This is a genomic window from Aureimonas jatrophae (assembly GCF_900104035.1).
Classification (GTDB): domain Bacteria; phylum Pseudomonadota; class Alphaproteobacteria; order Rhizobiales; family Rhizobiaceae; genus Aureimonas; species Aureimonas jatrophae.
In genome coordinates this window covers 553,648-578,611 of the sequence record NZ_FNIT01000002.1, presented here as the reverse complement: position 1 = coordinate 578,611, position 24,964 = coordinate 553,648, and the positions used below count along the sequence as shown (strand labels likewise).

The following is a 24,964-nucleotide window of genomic DNA, read 5'->3' as shown; positions in this document are numbered from 1 at the left end:
CTCGTTCGCTTCCGGACAGCCGAGAACCGGGCAATGACATTGTTCGAGCCTTGAGGGGCGCCATTCGCATACATTATAACATTGCGTGGTAGGTTTTGACGCGCCCCCCGGCGCGGGAGGAGGTGGCATGGCAGACCGCGAGTCGGACGATGACCTGTCGCCCTCGGGCGCGCTGCGCCAGCCGCTGCGTCTCGCGCTGGCCGACTCCATCGCCGACTCGATCGCCGAGGCGATCGCCACCAACAACCTGCGGCCGGGCGAGCGGATCATCGAGACGTCGTTCTCGGAGCGGCTCGGGGTCAGCCGCGTGCCGATCCGCGAGGCGCTGAAAGTGCTTCACGCGCAGGGCATCGTCACCGGGGGCAGTCATCGCGGCTACAAGGTCGCGACGTTCGACGCTCGTGTGACGCAACAGATCCTCGAGGCTCGTCTCCAGGTGGAGACGCTTCTCCTTCGCGATGCGCTCGCCAACTGGGCGGCGGGGCTGGAAGATCCGTCGGCGCTTCGAGGACCGATCGACGACATGCGGCGCGCCGCGCGCGTCGGCGACGTGCGGGCCTCGCTGCAGGCCGACCTCAACTTTCACCGCGTCTTTCGCAACGCCGCCCGCAATGCGATCGTCGGCACGCTTTGGGACACGATCGCGCGTCACGTGCTGATCGTCTTCAACTTCGAGCGCTATCGCGACAAGGATCTGCGCGCCGTGGTCCGGCAGCACGAGGCGTTTCGCGACTGGATGCTCGGGCGCATCGGCAAGCCGACCGACGAGGACGAGATCCGCAACGCGCTTGAGGACCACATGCTGATGATCGAGCGCGGCCGCCGGCGGCACGTCGCGCACTGATACCCACTCCATCCGGGCATCGAGATCGAGGGCGGACGCCTCGGCTGTTCAGCCGAGCGCCACCTCGCGCCGATGGACGCCCCCCTTCTGGGAGCGCGCGACGACGCGCACGCCCGCGCCCGGCCCCTCGGCCCGCACCAGCCATTCCATCGGCTTGGCGACGGCGCTCCACTGCTGGCCCCAGGGCGACCAGGGGTAGAGCCGCTCGTTGCGCCCGGCCAGATGCCCGAGCTCGACCTTGGCCGGGTTCATCACGACCTCGCCGCCCTCCACCTCCAGCGCCACCTCGACGGGCCTGGCCGCCTTGTTCGCGATCGCGACGTCGGACAGGTTGGTCGGCAGATAGCCGTGGTTCGCCACCACGGCGCGTATCTTGAAGAGATCGGCGCCGAGCGGCTCGACCTCCAGAGTGTCGATCTTCACGTGGGGGGCGGCGGCGGCGTGGCGCAGGTTGAACAGGGCGTTGGCCCGCGCGATGCCCTCCAGAAGCGCCGGCGGCGGGTTGCGGTAGCTCCAGATGTTGACCATGCCCCCGATCTCGATGGCCCCGAGCTGTGGATGGTGAAACGGGCGCCAGTCGCGCCAGGCCTTCTCGCCCATGTGCTCGCGCACATAAGCGTAGACCTTCTGCTGCACCTCCTCGTTGCGCGGGTAGAGGTTGTAGTAGCCGACCTTCTCGACGCCGGCCTCGCGCTCGAGGTCCCAGAGTTCGGTGCCGAACGAGATGATGCCCATCTCCTCGTAGGTCCAGTCCATCAGCCCGCCGCGCCGGACCTGGGTCTTGTCGGGCGTGAAGTCCTCGTAGATCGAGACCGTGGGATAGCCGGTTAGCTCGGTGCCGACGCGGCCGATCTCCTTGTAGAGCGTGATGTCGCGCGCGCTCATCGCACTGTCGGGCTTGGTCATCGAGGGGCGCATGATGATGCCCCCGTGCGTGTGGTAGGCGCACATCCCGCAAATGTTGGGATGATCCAGGATGAAGCGCGCCATGGCGGCCGCCTCGGGCTCCGACAGCGGATGCTCGCCCGCGCCGTATTCCTGCGGCGACCAGTTGGTCGGGAAGTTGCGGTTCATGTTGCCGTCGAACGGCTTCTCGATCGCGACGTTCGCGCCATCAAAGTCGCGGATCGTGCCTTCGGGGTAGAGGCGGAAATAGTCGCCGCCCTCCTCGCCGGGCGCGCGCTGCACCATGATGTCGGGATTGCGGGCGCTCTTCTTCCACTCGCCCTTGGGATCGGGCACGCGCATCCAGACCAGGAAGCCGTCGCCGTCGATGTCTTCCGGGATCAGCCCGGCATGGCGGTCGGCGCCCGGCATGAAGCGGCCGTTGCCGCACCAGTTGTAGTAGGGCGGCTGGAGCGAGAGCTCGGCGCCGTCCGGGTTGATGCGCGGCAGGACGTAGAAGACCTGGGTGTCGAGAAGGCGCGTGGCCTCCTCGTCCCGTCCGTAGTTCGTGAGTAGGTGCCAGATGGCGTAGAGCGCGGTCGCGCTGGTCGCGTGCTCCTCGGCGTGGATCTGGGCGTCGATGTAGTAGCCGGGCTTGTCCAGGGCGGGCCCGGTGTCGGGATTGGTCATCTCCATGACCCAGACCTCGCGCCCCCCGAACGAGCGCGCGAGCGAGCGCAGCGTCGCCAGCTTGGGGTAGCGGGCGGCCAGCGCCTGGAGACGCTCGGTCATCTCCTCGTAGCTGTAGTAGCGGTCGAAGCGGATATCGGGCTCGGCGGTCATGATGGGTCTCGGGGGCAGAGGTCAGGGGGCGGTGCGGATGCAGGCGCTGAACTGGCCTGGCGAGACGGGCCTCAGCTCCGGCACGATGCTGGCGCAGTCGGCGATCGCCTGCGGGCAGCGCGTGCGGAAGACGCAGCCCGACGGGGGCGAGATCGGGCTCGGTATGTCGCCGGTGAGGATCGTGCGCTGCGGGCGGCGGTCGGGGTCCGGCTGGGGCACGGCCGAGAGCAGCGCCTGCGTGTAGGGGTGGTTGGGCGCGGCATAGAGCGTGCGCGTCGGCGCGACCTCCATGATGCGGCCGAGATACATGACGATCACCCGGTCCGAGATGTGCTCCACGACGGCCAGATCGTGGGCGATGAAGAGCATGGTAAGGCCGAGCGCGTCCTTGAGGTCCTGCAGGAGGTTGATGACCTGCCCCTGGATCGACACGTCGAGCGCCGAGACCGGCTCGTCGGCGACGATGAAGTCGGGCTCGACGGCGAGCGCGCGCGCGATGCCGATGCGCTGGCGCTGGCCGCCGGAGAACTCGTGCGGGAAGCGGTCGAGATAGTCGGCGGATAGACCGACCTGTTCCAGGAGCTGGACGACGCGCCCCTCGCGCTCGCGCGCCGGCACGATGTCGTGAACCGAGAGCGCGTGGGCCAGCACCGTGCGGATCTTCTCTCGCGGGTTGAGGCTGGCATAGGGATCCTGGAACACGATCTGCATGCGCTTGCGCATGGCGCGCATCTGCGGCCGGCCGAGAAAGCCGAGATCGGTGCCCGCAAAGCTCACCGAGCCGGCGGTCGGCGTTTCCAGGCGCAGGATCGTGCGCCCGACCGTAGTCTTGCCGGAGCCCGACTCGCCCACGAGCCCGACGACCTCGCCCCGGTTCACCGTGAAAGACACGTCCTCCACCGCATGGACGTGGCGCTGCACCCGGTTGAGGACGCCGCCGCGGATCGGGAAGTACTTGCGCAGGCCCGCGACCACCAGAAGGGGATCGGGCGCCGCGTGCGGCGCGGGCTTCGCCAGCGCGCTCATGCTGCGGCCTCCGCCAGCTCGAGTTCGCGCCAGCGGAAGCAGCGAACGCTGCGCCCCTCCCCAGCCGCCTCCAACGGCGGCTCGCCTTCCGCGCAGCGGGCCAGGGCGTGGGCGCAGCGCGTGCGGAAGCGGCAGCCGGCCGGCAGGCGGCTCAGCGGCGGCACGTAGCCCGGAATCGTCTGGAGGCGGGAGCGCTCCGTCGACGCGCCGAGGCGCGGGATCGCGCGCATCAGGCCGGCCGTGTAGGGCATCAGGGGCCGCGAGAAGATCTCGCGCACCGAGCCGGTCTCGACCACCTGGCCCGCATACATCACCACCACGCGGTCGGCCATCTCGGCGACGACGCCGAGATCGTGCGTGATGAAGACGATCGCCATGCCGAGCCGCTCCTGCAGGCTGCGCATGAGGTCGAGGATCTGCGCCTGGATCGTCACGTCGAGGGCCGTGGTCGGCTCGTCGGCGATCAGGACGCTCGGCTCGCAGGCGAGCGCCATCGCGATCATGGCGCGCTGTCGCATGCCGCCCGACATCTCGTGAGGAAAGCTGTTCGCCCGGCGCTCGGGCTCGGGGATGCCGACGAGGCGCAGCATGTCGACGGCACGGGCGCGGGCCGCCGCGCGCGGCAGGCGCTGGTGCTCGCGCACGACCTCCGCGATCTGCTCGCCGACCGTGTGGACCGGGTTCAGCGAGGTCATCGGCTCCTGGAAGATCATGCCGATGTCGTTGCCGCGCACGCCCCGCATCTCGCGGTCGGACAGGTTCACGAGGTCGCGCCCGCGCAGGCGGATGCTGCCGCGCGAGATCCAGCCGACCTTCTTGGGCAGGAGGCGCATGATGGAAAGACTCGTCACCGACTTGCCGGAGCCCGACTCGCCGACGATCGCGACCGTCTCGCCGGCGCGAAGCGAGAAGCCGACCCCGTCCACGGCGCGGACCTCGCGCCCCTCCCCGATCGAGAAGCTGGTCTGGAGGTCGTCGACCTCGAGAAGCGGTGGCGCAAGGGCGGCGTCGGATCGGCTCAACGGAAGGCTCCCTGATGATCTGGCGTCAGATACTGGCCGCTCGCGGGAGCGGCGCATAGCTCGCCGGCGGCATAGACCGGCCGCCCGCCGAGAACGGTCGCCGCGACCCGGCCCCGAAAGCGGCGATCGGCGTAGAGGTGCGCGACGTCGCGCGCCTTGGTTCGCATCGCGCCGAGCGGGAAGCGCGTCTCGCCCGCAAGGTCCACCAGCGTCAGGTCGGCGTCGAAGCCCGGCTCGACGCGGCCCTTCGTGGGCAAGGCGAAGCGCCGGGCCGGCTCGGCACTCAAGAGCCGGGCGAGGTCGGGAAGCGAGAGCTGCCCCACGGCCACGGCGTCGAGCAGCGTCGGCACGAGGATTTCCAGGCCCGGCGTGCCCGGCGGGGCGCTGGTGAAATCGCCGTTCGCCCGTTCCTTGTCGGCGAGGCTGAAGGCGGCGTGATCGGTGGTGACGAAGCCGATCGTCCCGTCCCTCACCGCCTCCCACAGCGCCGCGCGGTCCGCGGCGGCGCGGATCGGCGGGTTGACGCGGCCGAAGACGCCGGCCCGCGCGACGTCCTCGTCGCCGGTGAACAGGAGGTAGTGCGGGCAGGTCTCGGCGGTGAAGTCCGAGGTCCCGCGAAAGGCGCGCAGGACCCGCACCGTCGCGGCCGACGTCACGTGGGCGATGTGGAGCTTTGCGCCCGCCTCCATGTTCATGGCGAGCAGCCGGGCAACGGCGACGCTCTCGCACAGCGTGGGACGCATGCGCTCGTGGGTTGCGGCGCCTCGCGGATCCAGCCCCTGCGTGGCCGCCGCGAAGTGATCCAGAAGCTGCGCGCTCTCGGCATGGACGATCACCGGCAGCCCGGTGCGCGCGCAGGCCCGCAGCGCCTCGAACTCCTCGCCCTCGTCCGGTCGGGCCAGGCCTGAGAACTCGGTCTCGCGGCCCGCCGGCATGGCGGTGGTGAAGATCTTGAAGGCGATCGCGCCGGCCTCCCGGATCGCCTCGATGCTTGCGTCGTCGAGGCGGCCGGGCGCGGCGATCATCGCGAAATGGGCGAGCGAGCGTCCCCGGAAGTGCTCGACGCGCGCCCGCACCCGCTCGCCGGAGTTGCAGCAGGGCTGCGTGATCGGCATCTCGAACAGCGCGGTGATGCCGCCCGCGACCGCGGCCGCCGTCTCGCTCTCCACCGTGCCGCGCTCGGGAAAGGCCGGCGCGCGCACGTGGACGTGGATGTCGATCGCGCCCGGCAGGACGTGGAGGCCGGCGGCATCGAGGGTCTCGCGAGCCTCCGCCGCCTCGCCCGGCGGGAGGAGCGCGGCGATGCGCCCGTCCCGGATCGCGACGTCGGCGGGCCGCACGCCCGCCTCGTCCACGACCTCGCCGCCGCGCACGAGCATGTCGAACGGCCCGCTCAATGGAGGCCGAGCTCGCGCAGGGCGGCGGCGACGCCGTCGAGATGGGTGAGGTGCATCGAGGCGAAGTTGGGCGCCAGCACCACGCCGTGGCCGCCCGCGCGATAGGTCGCGAGCACCGAGCGGTAGGCGATGTCGGGCGTGCACTGGGCGGTTTCCGCCCGCGTGCGCGGCGCGTCGACGCCGAGCCCCATATAGACCTTGGCCCGCCCCTCCACCCCGCGCAGCGCATCGGCGCACTGCCCGAAGACGTAGGTGTCGGGGTCCATGCCGGTCTCGATCAACCGCTCGAACGGAGCCTCCTGCAGTCCCAGCAGGCGGTACAGAACGGCGGTCGCCTCGCCCGGTTCGAAGTCGCGCAGGATCGTCTTGCGGAAGAAGCCGAGCTCCTTGGCAAAGACCTCGCCGGCCTGGTGCTGGTAGGTGATGGGCTTCACCCAGTCGGCGTAGAGCGTCTGCTCGGCCCAAGGCCACTGCGCCTTGCGGAAGATGTTGAAGTGGTTGCGGTTCCAGACGTTGAGCCCGAACGGCAGGGTCGGACGGCACCACTTCACGAGGCCGTAGAGTTCGCGGTCGAGGTCCTTGTTGCGCTCCAGCCAGAAGCGCTCCCAGATCAGGGCTTCGGGATGGGCGAGGAGCGTGCGCAGGAAGGTGACGAAGGTGCCGTCGGCAAAGCTCTTGCCGGCCGCCGCCTCCTGGCAGAAGTCGTAGAGGCGCAGGAGCGCCTCGCGGCAGCGTTCCGCGTCGACGCCGCGCTCCGCCGCTTCGCGCCGCGAGTGGGTGGAGAAGTCGCCCGGTGCCCCGCCCTGGATCAGCGTGTCGAGCGGCGAGTTGCGCTCGTTGCACCACATCAGGCCGTCGATCGGGTAGCGGCGCACCTGGTCCTCCACCATGGAGAGGATCCAGTTGCGGTAGCCGGGATGGCTGGTGGAGGGCTCGGCCCCGAGACGGCCGAAGAGGTCGACCTCCATCGCCTGCGGCAGGTTGGGAATGTCGACCGTGCCCGCCGAGCCGTGGCCGGAATACTTGAAGAAGGGCTCCATCAGCTCGACGAAGACCTTCATGCCGCGCCGGTGCGCCTCGGGCAGCACCATGGCGAGGATGTCGCGTCCCTCGAACTCGGGATCGCGCGTGCGGTAGTCCGCCATGAACGTGTCGCGATAATAGGCGGGATCGGGCTGGAAGTAGGCCCCGCCCCGCAGTGCGTAGGGCTCGGGCACGCCATGGTCGGGCCAGCCGTCCAGCGCGTGGCTGATCGAGCGGCCGGTCTTGAGGCCGAGCCACGATACGGTGCCCAGCATCAGGACGTTGACGCCGACGCGGGTCTGCAGCGTGTCGAGCACCGCATCCACGCCCTCGTCGAGGAACGAGATGGGGCTGACCTGGATGCCGACGAACTTCTCGGCCGGATCGGGACGCAGCGCGCTCATGCGGCCTGCGCCTTCAGGCTCTGAATGAAGTCTACCATACGCGCGATCGCCTCGCGGATGCGCTCGATCGGCTGGAGAAACGAGACGCGGACGTAGCGGTCGCTCTCGTCGCCGAAGAGCGCGCCCGGAAACAGGAGCACCCCCGTCTCGCGCAGCAGGCGCTCGCAGAAGACGGGGGCGGACAGGCCCGTCGAGGAGACGTTGGTGTAGAGGTAGAAGGCACCGCCGGGATGGCCGAACGAGAGGCCCATGCGCCGGAACGCCTCGGTCAGCGCCGCGCGCCGCTCGGCATAGGCCGCGATCATCGCCTTGATCGGCTCGGACGGACCTTGAAGGGCCGCGAGTGCGGCGTGCTGCGAGATCGTGCAGGCGTTGATCGAGAGCGTGTGGCGCGGCTCGGTCATCTTCGCGACGAAGTCGGCGGGCGCGGCAAGGTAGCCGACGCGCCAGCCCGTCATGGCATAGGTCTTCGAGAAGCCGTTCAGCGTGACCGTGCGCTCCCGCATTCCGGGCAGCGTCGCGATCGAGAGGTGCTCGTTCCCCTCGTAGATGATCTCAGCGTAGATCTCGTCGGAGACGACGATGAGGTCGTGCCGCTGCGCGATGGCGGCGATCTGCCGGATGGCGTCCGGCGGCGTCACCGCGCCGGTCGGATTGTTGGGCGAGACCAGCACGAACAGGCGGGTGCGCGGCGTGATGCGCCGCTCGATCTCGGCGGGGTCGAGCGCGAAGTCGTTCTCCTCAACGGTCGGCACCGGCACGGGCACGCCGCCCGCCAGCCGCACCGCGGTGTCGTAGGTCGTGAAGCGTGGCGAGGTGACGAGAACCTCGTCGCCCGGTGAGACGAGCCCGAGCATCAGAAGCGTGATGGACTCCTGGACGCCCGCCGTCACCACGATCTCGTCGGCACCGTAGCGGAGCCCGTAGAGCGTGGCCAAATGCTCGGCGATCGCCGCGCGCAACGCCGGCATCCCGGTGGGCGCGGTGTAGTGGTGCTGGTTCTCCCGAATCGCCCGGATCGCGGCCTCCGCGATATGGGGCGGGGTATGGAAGTCGGGGTCGCCCCGGCCCATGGCGATGACGTCGGGCTGCGTTGCCGCGATGGCGAGCATCTTGGTGCGGAAGGACTCGTCCTCCTCGCGGATGCGGGGAGCGATGCGGTCGAAGAGCGTGCTCATGGCGTTCAATGCATCCGCTGGCCGGCGATGAAGGTCATCGCGACGTTTCGCAAGGCGAAGAGGTCCTGGTCGGGCTTGCCCGGCACGACGATGAGGTCGGCGGCCTTGCCGGCCTCGAGCGTGCCGACCTCGTGATCCATGCGGCACACGCGCGCCCCGCGCTGCGTGATGGCGCGCAGCGCGTCCAGCGGCGAGCGGCAGACGCCGACGCGCACCATGAAGTCGAGCTCGGGCGCGATCTGGTCGTGCTCGACGGCGGGGCTTCCCGCATCCGTGCCGAAGGCGATCGGAACGCCCGCCTCGGCCGCCGCCTTGAGGCCGGCGAAGCGCTTGGGGTCGGCGACCGCCTTCTTGCGCTCATTGATCTTCCATTCGGGAATGGCGAACCGCCGCGCGATCGCCTCGTCGGCCTGCAGCACGAGGGCCGAGAAGGTGGTGACGATCGGCAGCTTGCGGTCGAGAAGCACCTGGATCGTCTCGTCCGACATGGAGCCGCCGTGCTCCACGCAGTCGATGCCGAACTCGGCGACGCGCCGGATACATGCGTCGTAGGTCGCGTGGGCGGTGATCGGCAGCTTGTTGCGGTGCGCCTCGTCGATCACCGCGTGAAGCTCCTCGTCGGTGAACTCCAGCGTGTCGTGGCAGGCCATGATCTTGATGAGGTCGGCGCCGCCGCGCACCTGCTCGCGCACGGCGCGGCGCATCTCGTCGGCGCCCGACGCCTCGCGGCAGACCCAGTAGGTATGACCGCCGGTCTGGATGATGCTGGCGCCCGACACCTTGAGCCGGGGGCCGGGCACGATGCCCTGCGCGACCGCCTGCTTGGTGAAAAGGTTGGCGTCGTGGACGCCGAGGTCGCGCACCAGCGTGACGCCCGCGCGCAAGCTCTTGATCATGTTGCCGGCCGCCTTGTAGGCGCGGATCTCCGGTGCGTCGTGCATCGACTGAAAGGACAGTTCGTGGATGCCGTCCCAGGACAGGTGGGCGTGGCTGTTCACGAGGCCCGGCATGATCGTCTGGCCGCCGGTGTCCTCGGGCTCGAGCCCGCCCGTGTCGCCGAGCCCCGAGCGCTCGCCGATCCGCGCGATGCGTCCGCCCCGGATCTCCACGAAGCCGTCCTCGATCACCGTGTCGTCGTGGCAGGGGATCACGCGTCCGAGGAGGATGCGGTCGGGCGCGTGGCGCTCGAACATCGGCTTGATGATCGTCTGGTAGTGCCAGCTGGCGGGTTCGGGCATGGGAGGGGGCCTTCGGGTTCGGATGGTACGGGATGAGAGGTCAGGCGAGCGCGACGACGCGGCGCTCGATCGGATGGGCTGCGAGGAAGCGGCTCGGCACCTCGGTGCCCGCCTCGCTCGCGATCAGCGTGTTGATGGTGCGGAAGCCGTCGCGGCCCGGCCGGTAGACGCCGGGCTCCGACGAGAAGACCATGGCGGGCTCGACCGGGGTCGGATCGCCCGGCGCGAGCCAGGGACCCTCGTGTCCCTCGACGCCCATGGCATGGCCGATGCGATGGCGGATCGCCTCGCCGAGCCCCGCCTCGCGCAAGGGCTCCATGGCGCGGCGGTTCACCTCATGGCACGGCGTTCCGGGCTTCAGCGCCTCCTGCGCGGCTCGGTCGCTTCGCTCCATGGCGTGCGCGACGCGCGCCTGCTCGGGCGTGAGATCGCCCAGAAACAGCGTCGCGCCGCTCTCGGCATGGTAGCCGCCGAGGCAGGCGCCGATCCCGGCGATCAGCGTTTCGCCGGCCTCCGGGCGCTTCAGCGAGGTGGCGCCGTGCGGCAGCGCCGCGCGCGGGCCGGAATGGACGGAGGCCGTGATCGCGAGCCGCGTCCCGGCAAAGCGCGCACCGTGCGATGCTTCCAGAGCTTGCCGCGCATGGCCCGTGCAGTCGGCGAGAAGGTCGAGTTCGGTCCCGCCGTCCCGGACGATCGCGCCGGCCTGCGCCAGAAGGCGTTCGAGGCAGAGGTCGGCAAAGCGCGCGGCCTCGCGCACCAGCGCCAGCTCCTCGGGCGTCTTGCGAGCGCGAAGGGGCGCGGCGAGGTCGACGAGGCGCAGCTCCCGCACCTCGCCCTCGCAGGCGCGCAGAAGGCTCGCATCCAGCGCGTCCACCGCGAGGCGCAGACCCGCAGCGCGCCGGCACATCCAGAGCTCGGCCGGCACCTCGCCGGGATATTCCTCGTAGGTCTCGACCCGGAAGAGCGCCGCTTGGGCCGCGTTCTCGCGCTCGAGGTCGGGCACGAGGAGTTCGCGGCGATCGGTATCCAGCCGCACGAGCACGCCCATGGGCCGCTCGTTGGCGTGGAAGTCCCAGCCCGTCAGGTAGCGCACGTTGCCGGGCCGCAGGAACAGGGCGGCGTCGAGCCGCTCGGCTGCGATGCGTGCGCGCAGGCGATCGAGAACGCCGCGCCGGAACGCATCCCCGAGCGGCTCCAGCGCAGCACTCACAGCCGCTCCTCGCGATAGGGGCCGATCTCCTCCAGTGTGGAGCCGACGCCGAGCTCGCGGCCAAGCGCCTTGAGATCGGCCAGCACCTCGTCGTCGAGCGGAACGCCGGCGCCCGACTTTCGCTCGACGCGCCGGGCCTCCTGCTCGCCCGGCAAGAGAACTTCCGTGAAGCCCGGACGCGTGGCACGGCTCTTCACCATGTCGGCGAAGCGGTCCATGCGCTCGCGAAACTCGGGCAGCGGCATGAACCATTCGATGTCGATCGCGGTGAGCGAGTGCGAGACGTCGAGGCGGCCCTGGTCGCTGTAGGGCATGAGGCCGAAGCCGCCGCCCCCGATCACGCCGGTCAGGACGTCGGTCATGAAGGCGAGGCCGTAGCCCTTGTACTCGCCGATCGCGAGGAGCGCGCCCTTCATGGCGGCGTCGGGGTCGTCGGTCTCATGGCCGTCGGGCGTCAGCGCCCAGTCGCGTGGCATGCGCTGTCCCTCGCGCGAGCGCCAGAGCATCATGCCCTTGCCCGCCGTCGTCAGCGCGAAGTCCATGACCACCGGAAAGCCGAGGCCGGTCGGGGCGGCGATGCCCCATGGATTGGTGCCGACCGCCCCCTCTCGCGCACCCCAGGGCGCCATCTCGGGCCCGGCATTGGTGATGGCGATGCCGATGCAGCCGGCTTCCTCCGCCTGGCAGGCGTGGACCGCCGACGAGCCGTAATGCGTCGAGTTGCGCACGATCACGGTGCCGATGCCGTTGGCCTTGGCCTTCCGGATTGCGAGCCGCATCGCCTTGGCGGCGGCCACGGTGCCGAGGCCGTTGTTGGCGTCGAGAAGGGCGAGCGAGGGCGCGTCCTTCACGGTGTCGAGCGGCGCGCGCGGGTTCACCAGCCCCTGGCCGATGCGCTCCTGGTAGCGGCGCAGGCGCCGGACGCCCTGCCCGTGGCCGGGATGGAAGCGCAGCTCGGAGAAGACGAGCGCGCCCGCGAAGATGGCGGCGTCCTCCGCCGTCAGGCCGAGCGCCTCGAACCCTTCTGCCATGAAGCGCTCGAGGCTCACGCGTTCGACCGTGGTCATCGTGATCGCCATGGCGGGTCAGGGCTCCAGGTCGAGAAGGGTGCTGATGTTGGTGCCGGCGGCCTCGAAGGCGCCGAGCCGCTCATTGGGGGCGGTGAGGAGGATCGTGAGGCCCGGCCCGTAGCCCGCGCGCGGTCCGTCGCCCTGCCCGACCACGCCGATGCCCATGGCGCCCCGCAGGTAGCCGTGGTTGTAGCGGCTGTCGGTGTCGGCCACCGCGACGACGTCGCCGAGCCGCAGATCGTTGAGGCCGAAGCGCTCCAGCTCCGCTTTGTCGCTCGACTGGATGTGGAGGCTTCCCCCTTCCGAGGTGAGACCCGCGCCCGCGCCGACCAGATGGGGCGGCACGATCGCCGTGACGCCGATCTCCAGCCGCCCGTCGTTGCCGACCCGCGTCGGCAGCGTCGACAGGAGGCGCGGCGACAGGCCCTTGAGCTGGATCTCCGGGTGATCGTCGAGCTTCAAGCCCGTGCCGAGCGCCCGCACCACGATCGCGTCGCCGACAGCCATCAGGAGCCGGCTCTCGCGCGGAAAATGGACGATCAGCTGCTCGGCGAAGCGGCCGGACTTGGCGGTGACGACGCCGCGCGTTCCCGCCGCCCGCCCCGTCATCACGACCGCCTCGTTGCCGACGCAGGCGAACACGTTGAGACCGCGGTTCTTCAGGTCGTCCGCGCCCCGGATCGAGACGCCGGGATGGATGCAGTCCGCCGCCCAGCCGAAGGCGCGGTCGCCCACCGACACGTTGTAGACGATGCCGCCGAAGGTCGGCAGCAGGAAGGGCCGCCCCTCGGCCGAGAGCCGGTAGGGCTCGGCCGGCAGGCCTGGAAAGCTCGGATGGACGATCTGGCCGCCCGCCGACACGCAGACGAGATCGGCCTCGTTGGTCCGCACGCTCATGCCTGTTCTCCGATGCCCAGGAGCGCGGCGATGTTGGCGCCCGGCTCGATGCGAAAATCGAGCTCGCCGCCCACCGCGCTCATCAGGGTGAGGATGCCGGGGCCATGGCCCGTCATCACCGAGTCGCCGTGGATGCAGAGCGCGATCGTGACCGCGCCCTCGCGATACGAGCGGCCGAAGCGATGGTCGGCGTGGCGGATGCCGATGAGGTCGCCGAGCCGCATCCGGTCGACGCCGAGCTCCGCCATCAGCGCGCGGTCGCCGCTCATGAGGTCCTGGTCGACATATTCGGAGTTGAGCTCGGCGCCCGAGCCCATGATGCGGATCGGCAGCTCCATGGCGACCGGCACGACCAGCGTCCCGTCGTCCCGTCGCTCCAGCCCCAACGCGTCGAGAAGGCGCGGGCTCGTCTTCTTCACGTCGATGCCCGGCAGATCGCGGAAGGCGAGGCCCCGGCCGTGGGCGCGGATCTGGATCGCGTCGCCGATGTTCAGCCGCTCCAGGACGTCGGGCTCGAAATCCACGAGAAGGCGTGCGTGTTCGCCGGTCACCGTGCCGACGGCGCCCTTGGCCAGCCCCGAGGTCACCACGGCCTCGTTGCCGATGCAGCTGAGATAATGGAGCGCGAAGTCGGCGCGCTCGTCGGGATGCGCGATCGAGACGCCGGGCTCGACGTGGTCGCCGGCCCATCCGAAGGCACGGTAGCCGACGCGGGCGTTGAAGGCGATGCCGAACATGCCGGGCAGCATCTCGCCCCGTCCGTCGGGATGATGGACGTAGCCGCCGGGCCTGAGCGAGGGCTGCGAGACGAAGCCACAGACCGCCATCTCCACCAGCGCGTCGCGGTTCGAGACAACGCCCCGCCCCGCCGTTTCGTCCGAACCACCGCTCGGAAAACTTGAGATCCCCTCGCTTGACAACGTCCCCGATCCCTCGTCACTATCACCGTCAGAATGTATACATTCAAACAGTGATCACACGCAGCCGAGGTCGTCAAGCGGTCTTGGCAAGGGATCGAAAAGGCTCCGGAAGCCCCGTGCAAGGGGCCTTCCGGGCCGGAAAAGAGCCGAGCCTTTCATGAGTTACGCCGAGCTGCTCGACACGATGGGACAGGTCAACGACCTGCTCAACGCCGAGTCCATCCTGAAGTGGGACGCCCGCACGATGATGCCGTCTGGCGGCACCGAGACGCGCGGCAAGCAGATCGCGACGCTCGCGGTCTTCGCCCGCGACCTCCTGGTCGCGGACCAGACGCGCCGGCTTCTGGACGGGGCGGAGCGCGAGACGGCGGGTGCGGGCGAGGACAGCGTCGAGCGCACGATCGTCGCCCAGGTGCGCGAGGCGGTGGACTACCATCTCGCCATTCCCGCCGACCTTCAGCGCCGCCGGGCGGAGCTTGGGACCATCGGTCAGCGCATCTGGGCGGAGGCGCGCGCCCGGTCCGACTTCCAGCTCTTCCTCCCGGTCCTGGAGGAGACGGTCGAGATCAACCGCGCCATGGCCGAGGCGATCGGCTACAGCGAGCACCCCTATGACGCGCTGATGCACCGCTTCGAGCCGGGCGAGACGGTCTCGACGCTCCGGCCGCTCTATGCGCGGTTGCGCGAGGTGCTGGTGCCGCTCGTGTCGGCGATCGCGCGCGTCGAGCCGCCGCGCTTCGACTTCCTGGAGCGTCATTATCCGGTGGAGAAGCAGCACGCCTTCGCGCTCAAGCTTGCCGAAAGCGTCGGCTACGACTTGGGGCGCGGCCGGCTCGACGAGACGGTGCATCCGTTCGAGGTGTCGTTCACGCGCAACGACGTGCGCATCACCACGCGCTTCTACCCCGACTACATGCCCGCCAGTCTCTTCGGCGCGTTGCACGAGGCGGGCCACGGCCTCTACGAGCAGGGCGTCGACGAGGCCTACACGCGCACGCCGCTCGCGACCGACCTCGTCGGCCTCTACGCGGTCGGCGGCGTCTCGTTCGGGGCGCACGAGTCGCAGTCGCGCCTGTGGGAGAACCATGTCGGGCGCTCGCGCCCCTTCTGGCAGCGCCACTTCCCGCAGGCCCAGGCGACCTATCCAGAGCAGCTCGGCGACGTGTCGGCGGAGGAGTTCTACCGCGCGGTGAACCGCTGCCGACCGGGTCTCATCCGGGTCGAGGCGGACGAGCTGACCTACGACCTCCACATCATGCTGCGCACCGAGATCGAGGCCGCGCTGATCGACGGCTCGCTGAAGCCTCGTGATCTGCCCGAAGCCTGGAACGCGGCCGTGAAGCGCGATCTCGGGCTCGACGTGCCGAGCGACCGGCTCGGCTGCCTCCAGGACGTCCACTGGTCGTCGGGCCAGATCGGCACGTTCTGCAACTACACGATCGGCAACGTCATGGCCGGCCAGCTCTTCGAGGCGGCGCAAGCGGACGGCGAGGTCGCGGCGGGTCTCGAGCGCGCCGACTACGAGCCGCTGCGCCGCTTCATGGGCGAGCACGTCCACCGGCACGGGCGGCGCTACGGGCGCGACGAGCTCCTGCGCCGCGCGACCGGCCGGGCGCTCGATCCCGAGCCGTACCTGCGGCACCTTTCCGCCAAGTATCGCGAACTCTATGCCCTGGGAGACGCCGCGTGAGCCTTGCCGACCGCCTCGCCCGCCGCGTCAAGCTGAAGGACGCCCATCTCGTCACGCGCATGGCCGACATTGCGGCCACGCTGCCCGACGTGATCCGGCTCGGCCGGGGCGACCCCGACCTCGACACGCCCGCCCATATCGTGAAGGCGGGCCAGGAGGCGCTCGGGCGCGGCGAGACGCATTATGGCCACCCGCTCGGCCTGCCACCCTTACGCGAGGCGATCGCCGACGACATCCGCCGACGCGGCGGGGCGGACTACGGCGCCGATCAGATCGTGGTGACGCCGGGCGGCCAGCACGCCATGTTCGTGATCGCCCTGGCGCTGCTCGATCCCGGCGACGAGATCGTCGTGCCCTGCCCCGGCTACAATCCCTACTCCCAGGCGGCCGAACTGGCCGATGCCACCGTCGTCTCCGTACCCATGACCATGGAGACGAACTTCACGCTGACGGCCGAGATGGTGCGCGCCCATCTGACGCCGCGCTCCAAGATCCTCGTCCTCATCAACCCCAACAACCCGACCGGCACCGTGACGCCGCCGGACGAGGTGGCCCGCATCGCGGAACTCGCGATCGAGCACGACCTCATCGTCGTCTCCGACGAAATCTACGCCCGCCTCACCTTCGGCAACCAGCGCGTCCAGCCGGTGGCGGCGCTGCCCGGCATGGCGGAGCGCACGATCACGCTGTCGGGCTTCTCGAAGGCCTATGCCATGACGGGCTGGCGCATCGGCTACTTCGCAGCGCCCCGTGCGCTCGTGCCGGCCATGAGCGAGATCAACCACGCCTTCGCGATCTCCACCGCCTCGGTCTCGCAGCACGCCGCGCTTGCCGCCCTCACCGGCCCGCAGGACTGCGTCGAGGACATGCGCCGCACCTATGACGAGCGGCGCCAGGCGCTGTGCGAGGGTCTGCGCTCGCTCGGCATCCCCTATGCCGAACCGCAGGGCGGCTTCTACGTCTATGCCGACGTGTCGGTGACGGGCCTGCCCGCCACGACCTTCTGCGAGCGGCTGCTGCGCGAGGGCCGCGTCCTGGTCTTTCCCGGCCAGATCTACGGCGACCACACCGACGACTTCGTGCGCATGTCGCTGACCCAGCCCGTGCCCCGCATCCGAGAGGCGGTCGCGCGCATGCGTGGCGTGATCGCCGCGATCCGATCCGAAACCCGAGCTCCGGCCGCCTGAAGAGGGTCCCTGAACGTGAAGTCCGACAATCCCAACGTCCGGTCGATCAAGCACATGGCGTTTGCCGTGCGCGACGCGGCCGAGGCCCTGAAGGCCTACGCGCAGTTCCTCCACGTGCCTGCCGACACGGTGCTCACGGACTACCCGAAGTCCAAGAACCGCGTCGCGCTCTTCAACCTGGGGGGCATCGAGTACCAGCTCTGCCAGTCGCTCGAGAAGGGCGGCCGCTTCGACCAGTGGATCGAGGAGCGCGGCGCGGAAGGGCTCCATCACATCTGCTACGAGGTCGATTCCATCGACGCGGCCCTCGACCATGCGCAGGCGCAAGGGGCCAGCCTTCGCCTGTGCAAGGCGTGCGGCGTGAAGGGCTCGCATCCCCATCCCGAGGGCTACGTCGCCTTTCTCGACAACGACGCCGGCGGCGTCGAGATCGAGTTCATGCAGGTCTACACCCCCGAAGAGCTCGAGAAGTACAATGCTTACAAAGGCATCTGACGCTCCCGCGCAGGCCCGCACCGTCACGGTCGGCACGGCCAGCGCCGCGCCCGGCGAGGTGGTGCGCGGCGTGATCCCCGTCACCGAGCTCGCTGGCGGCACCAAGGTCGAGATCCCGCTCGTCGTCGTCAACGGCGTGAAGCCCGGCCCCGTCTTCTGGGTCGATGGCGCGATCCATGGCGACGAGCCGGAGGGCCCGCTTGCCTGCCAGATCGCGCTTCGCGAGGTGGACCCGCAGCTGCTGGCTGGCACGCTGGTCATGGTGCCGGTGCTCAACGTTCTCGCCTTCGAGGCCGCCAACCGCGGCAACCCGGGCGACACCTTCTCCTTCGACATGAACCGCATCTATCCCGGCCGCGCCGACGGATACCTGTCGGAGCGCGTCGCCTGGGCGCATTCGCAGTGGATGAGCGAGGTCGCCGACTTCGAGATCTCGATCCACTCGGGCGGCGCCCACTCCTATCTCGCCAAGGCGATCTTCGTGGACGAGACGCCGGCCTCGGTGGAACTGGCGCTCGCCATGGGCGAGGGCTGGGGCAACATCATGTCGAACTTCCTGCCCAAGGGCTCGCCCATGGCGCAGATGAAGGCGATCGGCAAGACCGGCATCACCGTGGAGCTGGGCGGTCGCTCGGCCACCGGCCCGGAGGCCTTCGCCCATGTGGGACGCGAGCTCGCCAACTCAATCCTCAACATCCTCAGGCACTACAAGATGTATCCGGGCGAGGCCGTCTACCCCTCGCCCCGCTACAAGGGCCAGCAGGAGGCACTGCTCGCTCCCGCGTCCGGCATCTTCATCCCCGAGCCCGGCGCGAAGTTCCTGACGCTGATGAAGAAGGGCGATCCGATCGCCACGATCCGCAACGTCTTCGGCGACGAGATGGGCAAGCTCGTGGCCCCCGCCGACGGGCTGATCTTCGGCCTGCGCGCCTTGCCCAACGTCAACACGGGCGACTGGTGCTGCTTCTACTGCAAGGTCGAGGGAACGCGCGACTGATGGACGGGGCGGGCGGCACGGCACCTTCGATGCGCGACTTCGTCGGCTATGCCGACCGCCCGCCGAGCATACGTTGGCCGGGCGGGGCGGGCCTGGCCGTCAACTTCGTGCTCAACTACGAGGAGGGCGCGGAATATTCGCTCGACGACGGCGACGGTCGCTCCGAAACGGCGCTGATCGAGATCGCGCAGCCGCGCGTGCCGGTGGGCGAGCGCGATCTCGCCTCCGAGAGCATGTACGAATACGGCAGCCGCGTCGGCTTCTGGCGCCTCCACCGCATGTTCCGCGAGCGCGACCTGCCGCTCACGGTCTTCGCCGCGGCGCTCGCGCTGGAGCGCAACCCGCAGGTGGCGGCGGCGGTGCGCGAGAGCGGCTGGGACGTCGTCTGCCACGGGCGGCGGTGGATCGAGCACTATCTCATCGACGAGGCGGCCGAGCGCCGCGACATCGCCGAGGCCTTCGAGAGCGTCGCGCGCACGACCGGCCGACCGCCGGAAGGCTGGTACTGCCGCTACAGCCGCTCGCCCCGCACGCGCCGCCTCCTCGTCGAGCACGGCGGCTTCCGTTACGATTCCGACGCCTACAACGACGAGATCCCCTACTGGACCGAGGTGTCCGGCCAGCCCCACCTCGTCGTGCCCTACTCGCTTGTCACCAACGACGCGAAGTTCCTGCAAGGCGGCTGGGTGACGGGGCGCGACTACGGCGAGTTCCTGATCGAGAGCTTCGACACGCTGCTGGCCGACAGCCGCGAGGCGCCGCGCATGATGTCGGTGGGCCTCCACCCGCGTGTCGTCGGCCATCCCGGCCGCGCCTCGGGCCTGACGCTGTTTCTCGACCATGTGGCGCGCTCGCAAGGCGCCTGGGTCGCCCGGCGCGGCGAGATCGCCGCCCACTGGCGCGCCGCCGTGCCGCCTGTGCGAACAGCGGAAAGGGCCGCGTCGTGACGCGCGCCGTCGCCTGTGCGCCGCTGACGGCGGAGGCCTTCCGGCCCTTCGGCGCCCTGATCGCGCCGCCCGGCACGGTGGGCGAGCGTTGCCGCTTCGACGCGCTTCTGCATCCCGAGCCATCGGAGCAGGACCTCGCCCCCGTCTTCCATACCAACCTCGTCGCCCCGGTCGCGCTGCCGCACGAGATCGCGGTTCTGGAGCGCCACCCGCACGCGGCTCAAGGCTTCGTGCCGCTGGATGCGGGGCGCTTCCTCGTCGTGGTGGCGCCCTCGACCCCGAGCGGCAAGCCGGACCTGTCCGCCGTTCGCTCCTTCGTCGCGCCAAGCGGCGTCGGCGTCGTCTACGGACGCGGCGTCTGGCATGCCGGTGCCCGCGCCCTCGGTCGCGCGGCGAGCTTCGCCGTCCTGATGTGGCGCGGACGCGCCGACGACGACGTGTTCCTACCCGTTCCACCGATCCGCATCGAACCGGAGCCCGCCTTCGCATGAGCGGCACGCTGCTCCTCACCGGCGCGGGCGGCTTCGTCGGCGCGCATCTGGCGGAAGGTCTCGCCGCGCTCGGCTGGCGCGTGACCGCGCTCGATCGCGCCTTCGACGCCGCGACGCGTCGCCGCCTCGGCGCCGCGCGGCTCGTGGTGGGCGAGGTCTCGGCCGCCGCGATGGAGGGCGCCGGCCACGGCTTCGACGCGCTCATTCACGCCGCCGCCCTGACGACGCCCCCTGAGGCGCTCGGCCTGTCCGTCGCGGCCTTCGTTCGGCTCAACCTCGAGCCGCTCCTGTCGGCGGTCGAGTTCGCATCGCGCGGTGGAGCGCGGCGTCTCCTGTTTCTGTCGTCGTCCGGCGTCTTCGAGGCGGGAGGCGAGCCAAGCCGGCCGCTCGACGAGAGCGCGACGCCGGATGCCGCCCATCCCTACGGCGTCGCCAAGCGCATGGGCGAGCTGGCGATGGAGACGCTGCTGCCCGCCGGCGTGATGGGACTGACGCTGCGGCTCGGCCCCGTCTTCGGTCCCCACGAGGCGCCGCGCGAGAGCCGCGCGCGGCTGTCGCCGGTGACGACGTGGATCGCGGAGGCGTCCGCCGGTCGCTCCCCCTTGGTCGAGAACGCGCTGTCGCGGCGCGACTGGACGTTCGCGCCGGACCTTGCGCCCGCGATAGACCAGCTTCTCCGCGCCGAGACGACGGGCCTCCTGCACCTTACCTCGGGCGAGGCGATGGACGATGCCGCGCTCGCCGGACGCATCGCCCGCCATCACGGACTGGGCGCCCGGATCGCGGAGGCGCCACTTGCTCCTCCGCGCCGACCCATGGTCTCGCGGCGCGGCGAACTCGCGGACTTTGCCTGGACGCCGATCGAGACGGGCCTTGTCTCGCTTCTCCCGCGAAAGGCCGCCGCATGACCGGAGGGGTCCTTCGCATCGTCCTCGTCGGCCTCGGCGCGCGCTCGCGCTACTGGCTCGACGTCATCGAGGCCGACCCTGAGGCGTGCGTCGTCGCCCTGATGGACCCGGTTGCCGAGCGGCGGGAGGCGGCGGGTGCCCGCTGCCCGGGTGCTGCGCTTCTCGCCTCGCTGGACGAGATCGCCGGTATCGAGGCCGACGCGGTGCTGCTCGCGACCCCGCCCGGCGGACGCGCGGCGCAGATCGAGGCCGCCTGCCGCGCCGGTCTTGCGATCCTGGCCGAGAAGCCGCTCGCCGACACGCTGGCGGAGGCCGCGCGGCACGTGGCGACGGCCGAGGCGGCGGGCGTGCCGCTGATGGTCGGGCTGAACTTCCGCTTTCTCGCGGTGACGGAAGCCACGCGTCGGCTCTTCGCGTCCGAGGTGGGCCGGCCGGCCTTCTCGCGCTTCACCTACGAGCGCTGGCGCGACGGCCACCAGGCCCATCTCAACAAGTACCCGCTCGAGATGGCGCAGCCCATGCTGTGGGAGCAGTCGATCCACCATCTCGACCTTCTGCGCCACGTTTACGGCGCGGAGCCGGTGCGCATCTATGCCCGCACCTTCAACCCGCCCTGGTCGATGTACCGCGACGACGCCAACGTCTCGGCGCTGGTCACCTTCGGGAACGGGATCGAGGTGAACTACCAGGGCACCTGGGCCGCGAACTGGCGCCGCCCCGCCTTCGAGTGGCGCCACGAATGCGAGCGGGGCGTCGTGCTCCAGCGCGACCAGTTCGGCGAGCTCAGCTTCGCGCGGCGCGACGACGAGCGCGAAACCGCGGTTCCCCTGCCCCCCTACCGGCAGTGGATCGACGACGCGGCGGCCCTTCTCATCGCCTTTCGCCGCGCGCTCGCCGGCGAGACCGCGCTGCCCTGTTCGGGCGCCGACCACCTGCGCTCGCTGCGCATGGTGGAAGCCTGCATCCTGTCCTCGCGGAGCGGACAGGCGATCCCGATGGACGATCCCCGGCTCCTCCCGCCGGTGGCCGACCGCATGCCCCATGCCAACCCGACAGCTTGAGAAAGGACGCCGATCATGACCTCCCGCCGTCTCCTCCTGGCAGCGCTCGCTGCAGGCGCCCTGGTTGCGCCGCCGGGCGCCAGAGCCGCGCCCCCCGAAGACACGATCATCGTCGGCATCTCGGCCGACGCCTCGACCTTCGACCCGGCGGCGATCTCCTCGCGCGACAACTCCAACATCGCCAAGCACATCTTCGGGACGCTCTACGAGGTCGATCCCGAAGGCCAGATCGTGCCGCAGATGGCCGAATCCTATACCGAGGCGCCGGACGGCCTGTCCTACACCTACAAGCTGAAGTCCGGGCTCACCTGCGAGGACGGCGAGGCGCTGACGGCCGGGGATGCGGCCTATTCCTTCAACCGGGCGGCCGACCCGAAGAACGCCTTCACCGGCAACACGCCGGGCTTCGTGTTCACCTCGATCGACTTCAAGAGCGCGGAAGCGGTCTCCGACAGCGAGGTGAAGATCAACATCGGCACGAAGAACCCGGTGTCCTTCGGCCTGATCTCCGAGGTCTTCATCCACTGCAAGGATAGCTACGAGAAGATGAGTCTGGCCGACGCCGCGGCCAAGCCCGTCGCCTCCGGCCCGTATCGCCTCGCGGCCTGGGATCGCGGCAGCCAGGTGAAGCTGGAGCGCTGGAAGGACGGCGAGGCGAAGTTCAAGACCATCACCTGGCGCATCATCCCCGAAGCCTCGACCCGTTCGGCCGAGTTGATCGCCGGAAACGTCGACATCATTACCAACGTCGCGCCCGACCAGATCGGCGCCATCGACGCCTCAGGCGCCGCCGAGGTCAAGAAGGTCCAGGGCACGCGCCGCATCTATGCCGGCTTCAACCAGCGCGCCGACTTCGCCTCGACGCCGGGCGGCGCCGCCGTGCAGAAGCCGGAGGTGCGCCGCGCCCTGCAATACGCGATCGACGTGCCGGCGATCTGCCAGCAGCTTCTGAACTTCGAGTGCACGCGCGCTACCGGCCTCGTGAACCCGCCCAACGACAACAAGTCGCTGACGCCCTACCCCTACGACCCCGACACGGCCGAGAAGATGCTGGACGAGGCCGGCTATCCCAGGGGGGCCGACGGCACGCGCTTCGAGCTGAAGTTCCAGGCGCCGCGCGGCCGCTACCTCAACGACGCGAACGTCGCGCTCGCGATCGGCCAGTATCTCAGCGACATCGGCGTCAAGACCGAGGTCGAGCTCATGGAATGGGCCTCGGTCTACGTGCCTCTGATCTCCAAGCACGACGCCGGCCCGCTCTTCCTGCTCGGCTCTGGCGGTGGAACCTGGAGCCCGCTCTACGACATGACCGACCTCGCGACGCCGGAGTCGGGCACGAACTACACGAACTGGTCGGATCCGCGCTGGTACTCGGGTTGGCCCGAGATCGCCGCCGCCAAGACCGACGAGGAGCGGCGCCCGATCATCGATCGCATGCTCAAGGTCTTCTACGACGACGGCCCCTGGCTGCTTCTCTACTTCCAGCCCGACTTCTACGGCGTTTCCAAGCGCGTCGACTTCACGCCGCGGCGCGACGAGAAGCTCTACCTCTTCGACGTCGGCCTCGCGAAGTAGCCATCCTGTCCGCGCGGGGGATGGGGAGGTCCCCCGCGCGGTTCGACCAGCAGACGTCTCGACCCCTTCTGACCAAGGATTGACGACCGTGCGCAGCCTTCTTCCCGCATCCCTTCTGTTCCTCCCCCTCCTGGCGGCGCCCGTTTTCGCAGCCCCGCCCGACGACACGCTGGTGGTCGGCCTGTCGGCCGATGCCTCCTCGTTCGATCCCGCGCAGATCTCCTCGCGCGACAACGCCAACATCGCCAAGCACATCTTCGCGACGCTCTTCACCGTGAACTTCGAGGGCGAGATCAAGCCCTATCTCGCCGAGTCCACCGAGGTCAGCGCGGACGGGCGCGCCTACACGTTCACGATCAAGCCCGGCCTAACCTGCGAGGACGGCGAGCCGCTGACGGCGGACGACGTCGCCTATTCGTTCAACCGGCCGGCCGACAAGTCCAAAAACTTCACCGGCAACTCCGCCGGCTTCGTCTACACGACGCTCGGCTTCCGGTCGGCCGAGGCGCTGGACGAGCGACGCGTGCGCATCAACCTCGCCGCCAAGACGACGCTCGCGCTCGGCATGATGGCGCAGGTCTACGTCCACTGCCGCGACAGCTACGAAAAGATGACGCTCGACGAGGCGGCGATCCGCCCCGTCGCCTCGGGCTCCTATCGCCTCGCGCGCTGGGATCGCGGCTCGCAGATCGTGCTGGAGAAGCGCCAGGAGCCGGCGAACTTCTCGAAGATCGTCTGGCGCATCATCCCCGAGGCCTCGACGCGCACCGCCGAGCTGATCGCCGGCAACGTCGACCTCATCACCAACGTCGCGCCCGACCAGATCGGCGCGATCGACGGCTCGGGCACGGCGAGCGTCGCGAAGGTCAACGGCACGCGGCGCATGCAGGTCGGCTTCAACCTGTCGGAGGCGGCGAAGAGCCTGCCGGGCGGCCGGGAGATCCAGGACCCCAAGGTCCGCTGGGCCCTGCAATACGCCGTGGACGTTCCGGGCATCTGCACGCAGTTGCTCGGCACCGAGTGCCGCCGCGCGACGAGCCTCGTGAACCCGCCCAACGACGATCCGACGCTCCAGCCCGTGCCCTACGACCCGGACATGGCGGAAAAGCTCCTCGACGAGGCCGGCTATCCCAGGGGCGCCGATGGCGTGCGCTTCCGCACCACGCTTCAGGGTCCGCGCGGACGCTATCTCAACGACGCCAACGTCGTGCAGGCGATCGGCCAGTACCTCACCGACATCGGCGTCGAGACCGATGTGGAACTCCTGGAATGGGCCTCGGTCTACTCGCCCCTGCTGCGCGCCAAGAAGATGGCGCCGCTCTTCTTCCTCGGCCAGGGCGGCGTCACCTGGAACCCGCTCTACGACATGAGCCTTTTTGCGACCCCCGACGCCACGACCAACTACCAGAGCTGGAACGATCCGCGCTGGTACGCCGACTGGAAGGTCGCGCTGGAGGCCGATACGGTGGAGGCGGCGCGCCCGGCCATCAACCGCCTGCTGAAGCTCTTCTACGAGGAGGGACCCTGGCTGCAGCTCTACTTCCAGCCGGACTTCTACGGCGTGTCGCACCGCATCAGCTGGCAGCCCCGGCGCGACGAGGAGATCGACCTCTTCGAGGCGAGGCTGGCTCCGTGAGGGTCGCCCCTCGCCATGAG

Annotated in this window: 22 protein-coding genes; 11 read left to right on the top strand and 11 right to left on the bottom strand. The window is 69.9% G+C overall.

What is annotated here, in order from left to right; translation table 11 throughout:
- Window positions 1–127: 127 nt before the first annotated feature.
- The gene (locus tag BLQ76_RS07120) at window positions 128–844 is read left to right on the top strand and encodes a GntR family transcriptional regulator (RefSeq protein WP_090670977.1); all 717 of its coding nucleotides are present in this window, start codon (window positions 128–130) and stop codon (window positions 842–844) included.
- A 48-nt stretch (window positions 845–892) separates the two neighbouring features.
- Here the strand turns inward: BLQ76_RS07120 and BLQ76_RS07115 are convergent, their stop codons facing one another.
- From BLQ76_RS07115 to BLQ76_RS07065, 11 genes are read right to left on the bottom strand one after another with little or no spacing between them, the layout of a single operon-like run.
- Entirely contained in the window at window positions 893–2,572 is a 1,680-nt protein-coding gene (locus tag BLQ76_RS07115) for a M14 family metallopeptidase (protein ID WP_090670975.1), read from the bottom strand.
- A gap of 21 nt (window positions 2,573–2,593) precedes the next feature.
- A complete protein-coding gene (locus BLQ76_RS07110; RefSeq protein WP_090670972.1) occupies window positions 2,594–3,598 on the bottom strand; it encodes an ABC transporter ATP-binding protein in 1,005 nt (334 codons plus the stop codon).
- Window positions 3,595–4,620, bottom strand: a complete 1,026-nt coding sequence (locus BLQ76_RS07105) for an ABC transporter ATP-binding protein (protein ID WP_280140052.1) — start codon at window positions 4,618–4,620, stop codon at window positions 3,595–3,597. The genes BLQ76_RS07110 and BLQ76_RS07105 overlap by 4 nt, the downstream gene beginning before the upstream one ends.
- Entirely contained in the window at window positions 4,617–6,017 is a 1,401-nt protein-coding gene (locus BLQ76_RS07100) for a dihydroorotase (protein WP_210184148.1), read from the bottom strand. Before BLQ76_RS07100 ends, BLQ76_RS07105 begins: the two co-directional genes overlap by 4 nt.
- Window positions 6,014–7,444 carry an alpha-amylase family protein gene (locus BLQ76_RS07095; RefSeq protein ID WP_090670969.1) on the bottom strand — a complete coding sequence of 477 codons (1,431 nt, stop codon included), beginning with the start codon at window positions 7,442–7,444 and terminating at the stop codon, window positions 6,014–6,016. Before BLQ76_RS07095 ends, BLQ76_RS07100 begins: the two co-directional genes overlap by 4 nt.
- The gene (locus tag BLQ76_RS07090) at window positions 7,441–8,622 is read right to left on the bottom strand and encodes a pyridoxal phosphate-dependent aminotransferase (RefSeq protein ID WP_090670967.1); all 1,182 of its coding nucleotides are present in this window, start codon (window positions 8,620–8,622) and stop codon (window positions 7,441–7,443) included. The genes BLQ76_RS07095 and BLQ76_RS07090 overlap by 4 nt, the downstream gene beginning before the upstream one ends.
- Before the next feature lie 5 nt (window positions 8,623–8,627).
- Window positions 8,628–9,860 carry an amidohydrolase family protein gene (locus BLQ76_RS07085; protein ID WP_090670964.1) on the bottom strand — a complete coding sequence of 411 codons (1,233 nt, stop codon included), beginning with the start codon at window positions 9,858–9,860 and terminating at the stop codon, window positions 8,628–8,630.
- A gap of 40 nt (window positions 9,861–9,900) precedes the next feature.
- Entirely contained in the window at window positions 9,901–11,070 is a 1,170-nt protein-coding gene (locus BLQ76_RS07080) for a M24 family metallopeptidase (protein ID WP_090670961.1), read from the bottom strand.
- Window positions 11,067–12,149, bottom strand: a complete 1,083-nt coding sequence (locus BLQ76_RS07075; protein ID WP_090670958.1) for an Ldh family oxidoreductase — start codon at window positions 12,147–12,149, stop codon at window positions 11,067–11,069. Before BLQ76_RS07075 ends, BLQ76_RS07080 begins: the two co-directional genes overlap by 4 nt.
- A 6-nt stretch (window positions 12,150–12,155) precedes the next feature.
- The gene (locus tag BLQ76_RS07070; protein ID WP_090670956.1) at window positions 12,156–13,037 is read right to left on the bottom strand and encodes a DUF4438 family protein; all 882 of its coding nucleotides are present in this window, start codon (window positions 13,035–13,037) and stop codon (window positions 12,156–12,158) included.
- Window positions 13,034–13,957, bottom strand: coding sequence for a DUF4438 domain-containing protein (locus tag BLQ76_RS07065; RefSeq protein WP_244519508.1), 924 nt, complete (start codon window positions 13,955–13,957; stop codon window positions 13,034–13,036). Before BLQ76_RS07065 ends, BLQ76_RS07070 begins: the two co-directional genes overlap by 4 nt.
- A 157-nt stretch (window positions 13,958–14,114) precedes the next feature.
- Here BLQ76_RS07065 and BLQ76_RS07060 point away from each other — a divergent pair, with 157 nt between their 5' ends.
- The 10 genes from BLQ76_RS07060 (at window position 14,115) to BLQ76_RS07015 (ending at window position 24,944) form a co-directional block, all read left to right on the top strand.
- Window positions 14,115–15,647 (top strand): carboxypeptidase M32, encoded by a 1,533-nt coding sequence (locus tag BLQ76_RS07060; protein WP_090670950.1) that lies wholly within the window; start codon window positions 14,115–14,117, stop codon window positions 15,645–15,647.
- Window positions 15,644–16,834 (top strand): pyridoxal phosphate-dependent aminotransferase, encoded by a 1,191-nt coding sequence (locus tag BLQ76_RS07055; RefSeq protein WP_244519507.1) that lies wholly within the window; start codon window positions 15,644–15,646, stop codon window positions 16,832–16,834. Before BLQ76_RS07060 ends, BLQ76_RS07055 begins: the two co-directional genes overlap by 4 nt.
- A 15-nt stretch (window positions 16,835–16,849) precedes the next feature.
- On the top strand, window positions 16,850–17,329 hold the full coding sequence (locus tag BLQ76_RS07050) for a VOC family protein (RefSeq protein WP_244519506.1): 480 nt from the start codon (window positions 16,850–16,852) through the stop codon (window positions 17,327–17,329).
- On the top strand, window positions 17,310–18,326 hold the full coding sequence (locus BLQ76_RS07045; RefSeq protein WP_090670945.1) for a succinylglutamate desuccinylase/aspartoacylase family protein: 1,017 nt from the start codon (window positions 17,310–17,312) through the stop codon (window positions 18,324–18,326). Before BLQ76_RS07050 ends, BLQ76_RS07045 begins: the two co-directional genes overlap by 20 nt.
- Entirely contained in the window at window positions 18,326–19,273 is a 948-nt protein-coding gene (locus tag BLQ76_RS07040; protein WP_244519505.1) for a polysaccharide deacetylase family protein, read from the top strand. The genes BLQ76_RS07045 and BLQ76_RS07040 overlap by 1 nt, the downstream gene beginning before the upstream one ends.
- Window positions 19,270–19,764: an ureidoglycolate lyase gene (locus BLQ76_RS07035; protein ID WP_170842503.1), complete on the top strand. Its 495-nt coding sequence runs from the start codon at window positions 19,270–19,272 to the stop codon at window positions 19,762–19,764. Before BLQ76_RS07040 ends, BLQ76_RS07035 begins: the two co-directional genes overlap by 4 nt.
- Window positions 19,761–20,672 carry an NAD-dependent epimerase/dehydratase family protein gene (locus tag BLQ76_RS07030; RefSeq protein WP_090670942.1) on the top strand — a complete coding sequence of 304 codons (912 nt, stop codon included), beginning with the start codon at window positions 19,761–19,763 and terminating at the stop codon, window positions 20,670–20,672. Before BLQ76_RS07035 ends, BLQ76_RS07030 begins: the two co-directional genes overlap by 4 nt.
- Window positions 20,669–21,733, top strand: coding sequence for a Gfo/Idh/MocA family protein (locus BLQ76_RS07025; RefSeq protein ID WP_090670939.1), 1,065 nt, complete (start codon window positions 20,669–20,671; stop codon window positions 21,731–21,733). The genes BLQ76_RS07030 and BLQ76_RS07025 overlap by 4 nt, the downstream gene beginning before the upstream one ends.
- Before the next feature lie 15 nt (window positions 21,734–21,748).
- On the top strand, window positions 21,749–23,308 hold the full coding sequence (locus BLQ76_RS07020) for an ABC transporter substrate-binding protein (protein WP_090670935.1): 1,560 nt from the start codon (window positions 21,749–21,751) through the stop codon (window positions 23,306–23,308).
- Between the two features lie 88 nt (window positions 23,309–23,396).
- Entirely contained in the window at window positions 23,397–24,944 is a 1,548-nt protein-coding gene (locus BLQ76_RS07015; RefSeq protein WP_244519504.1) for an ABC transporter substrate-binding protein, read from the top strand.
- Window positions 24,945–24,964 lie beyond the last annotated feature (20 nt).

What these genes read in the sequence shown, in the direction of transcription:
- BLQ76_RS07085 (WP_090670964.1), bottom strand. Translation starts at nt 9,860, where the DNA reads ATGCCCGAACCCGCCAGCTGGCACTACCAGACGATCATCAAGCCGATG.
- BLQ76_RS07075 (WP_090670958.1), bottom strand. Translation starts at nt 12,149, where the DNA reads ATGGCGATCACGATGACCACGGTCGAACGCGTGAGCCTCGAGCGCTTC.
- BLQ76_RS07095 (WP_090670969.1), bottom strand. Translation starts at nt 7,444, where the DNA reads ATGAGCGCGCTGCGTCCCGATCCGGCCGAGAAGTTCGTCGGCATCCAG.
- BLQ76_RS07120 (WP_090670977.1), top strand. Translation starts at nt 128, where the DNA reads ATGGCAGACCGCGAGTCGGACGATGACCTGTCGCCCTCGGGCGCGCTG.
- BLQ76_RS07060 (WP_090670950.1), top strand. Translation starts at nt 14,115, where the DNA reads ATGAGTTACGCCGAGCTGCTCGACACGATGGGACAGGTCAACGACCTG.
- BLQ76_RS07020 (WP_090670935.1), top strand. Translation starts at nt 21,749, where the DNA reads ATGACCTCCCGCCGTCTCCTCCTGGCAGCGCTCGCTGCAGGCGCCCTG.
- BLQ76_RS07115 (WP_090670975.1), bottom strand. Translation starts at nt 2,572, where the DNA reads ATGACCGCCGAGCCCGATATCCGCTTCGACCGCTACTACAGCTACGAG.
- BLQ76_RS07040 (WP_244519505.1), top strand. Translation starts at nt 18,326, where the DNA reads ATGGACGGGGCGGGCGGCACGGCACCTTCGATGCGCGACTTCGTCGGC.
- BLQ76_RS07110 (WP_090670972.1), bottom strand. Translation starts at nt 3,598, where the DNA reads ATGAGCGCGCTGGCGAAGCCCGCGCCGCACGCGGCGCCCGATCCCCTT.
- BLQ76_RS07045 (WP_090670945.1), top strand. Translation starts at nt 17,310, where the DNA reads ATGCTTACAAAGGCATCTGACGCTCCCGCGCAGGCCCGCACCGTCACG.
- BLQ76_RS07070 (WP_090670956.1), bottom strand. Translation starts at nt 13,037, where the DNA reads ATGAGCGTGCGGACCAACGAGGCCGATCTCGTCTGCGTGTCGGCGGGC.
- BLQ76_RS07030 (WP_090670942.1), top strand. Translation starts at nt 19,761, where the DNA reads ATGAGCGGCACGCTGCTCCTCACCGGCGCGGGCGGCTTCGTCGGCGCG.
- BLQ76_RS07090 (WP_090670967.1), bottom strand. Translation starts at nt 8,622, where the DNA reads ATGAGCACGCTCTTCGACCGCATCGCTCCCCGCATCCGCGAGGAGGAC.
- BLQ76_RS07025 (WP_090670939.1), top strand. Translation starts at nt 20,669, where the DNA reads ATGACCGGAGGGGTCCTTCGCATCGTCCTCGTCGGCCTCGGCGCGCGC.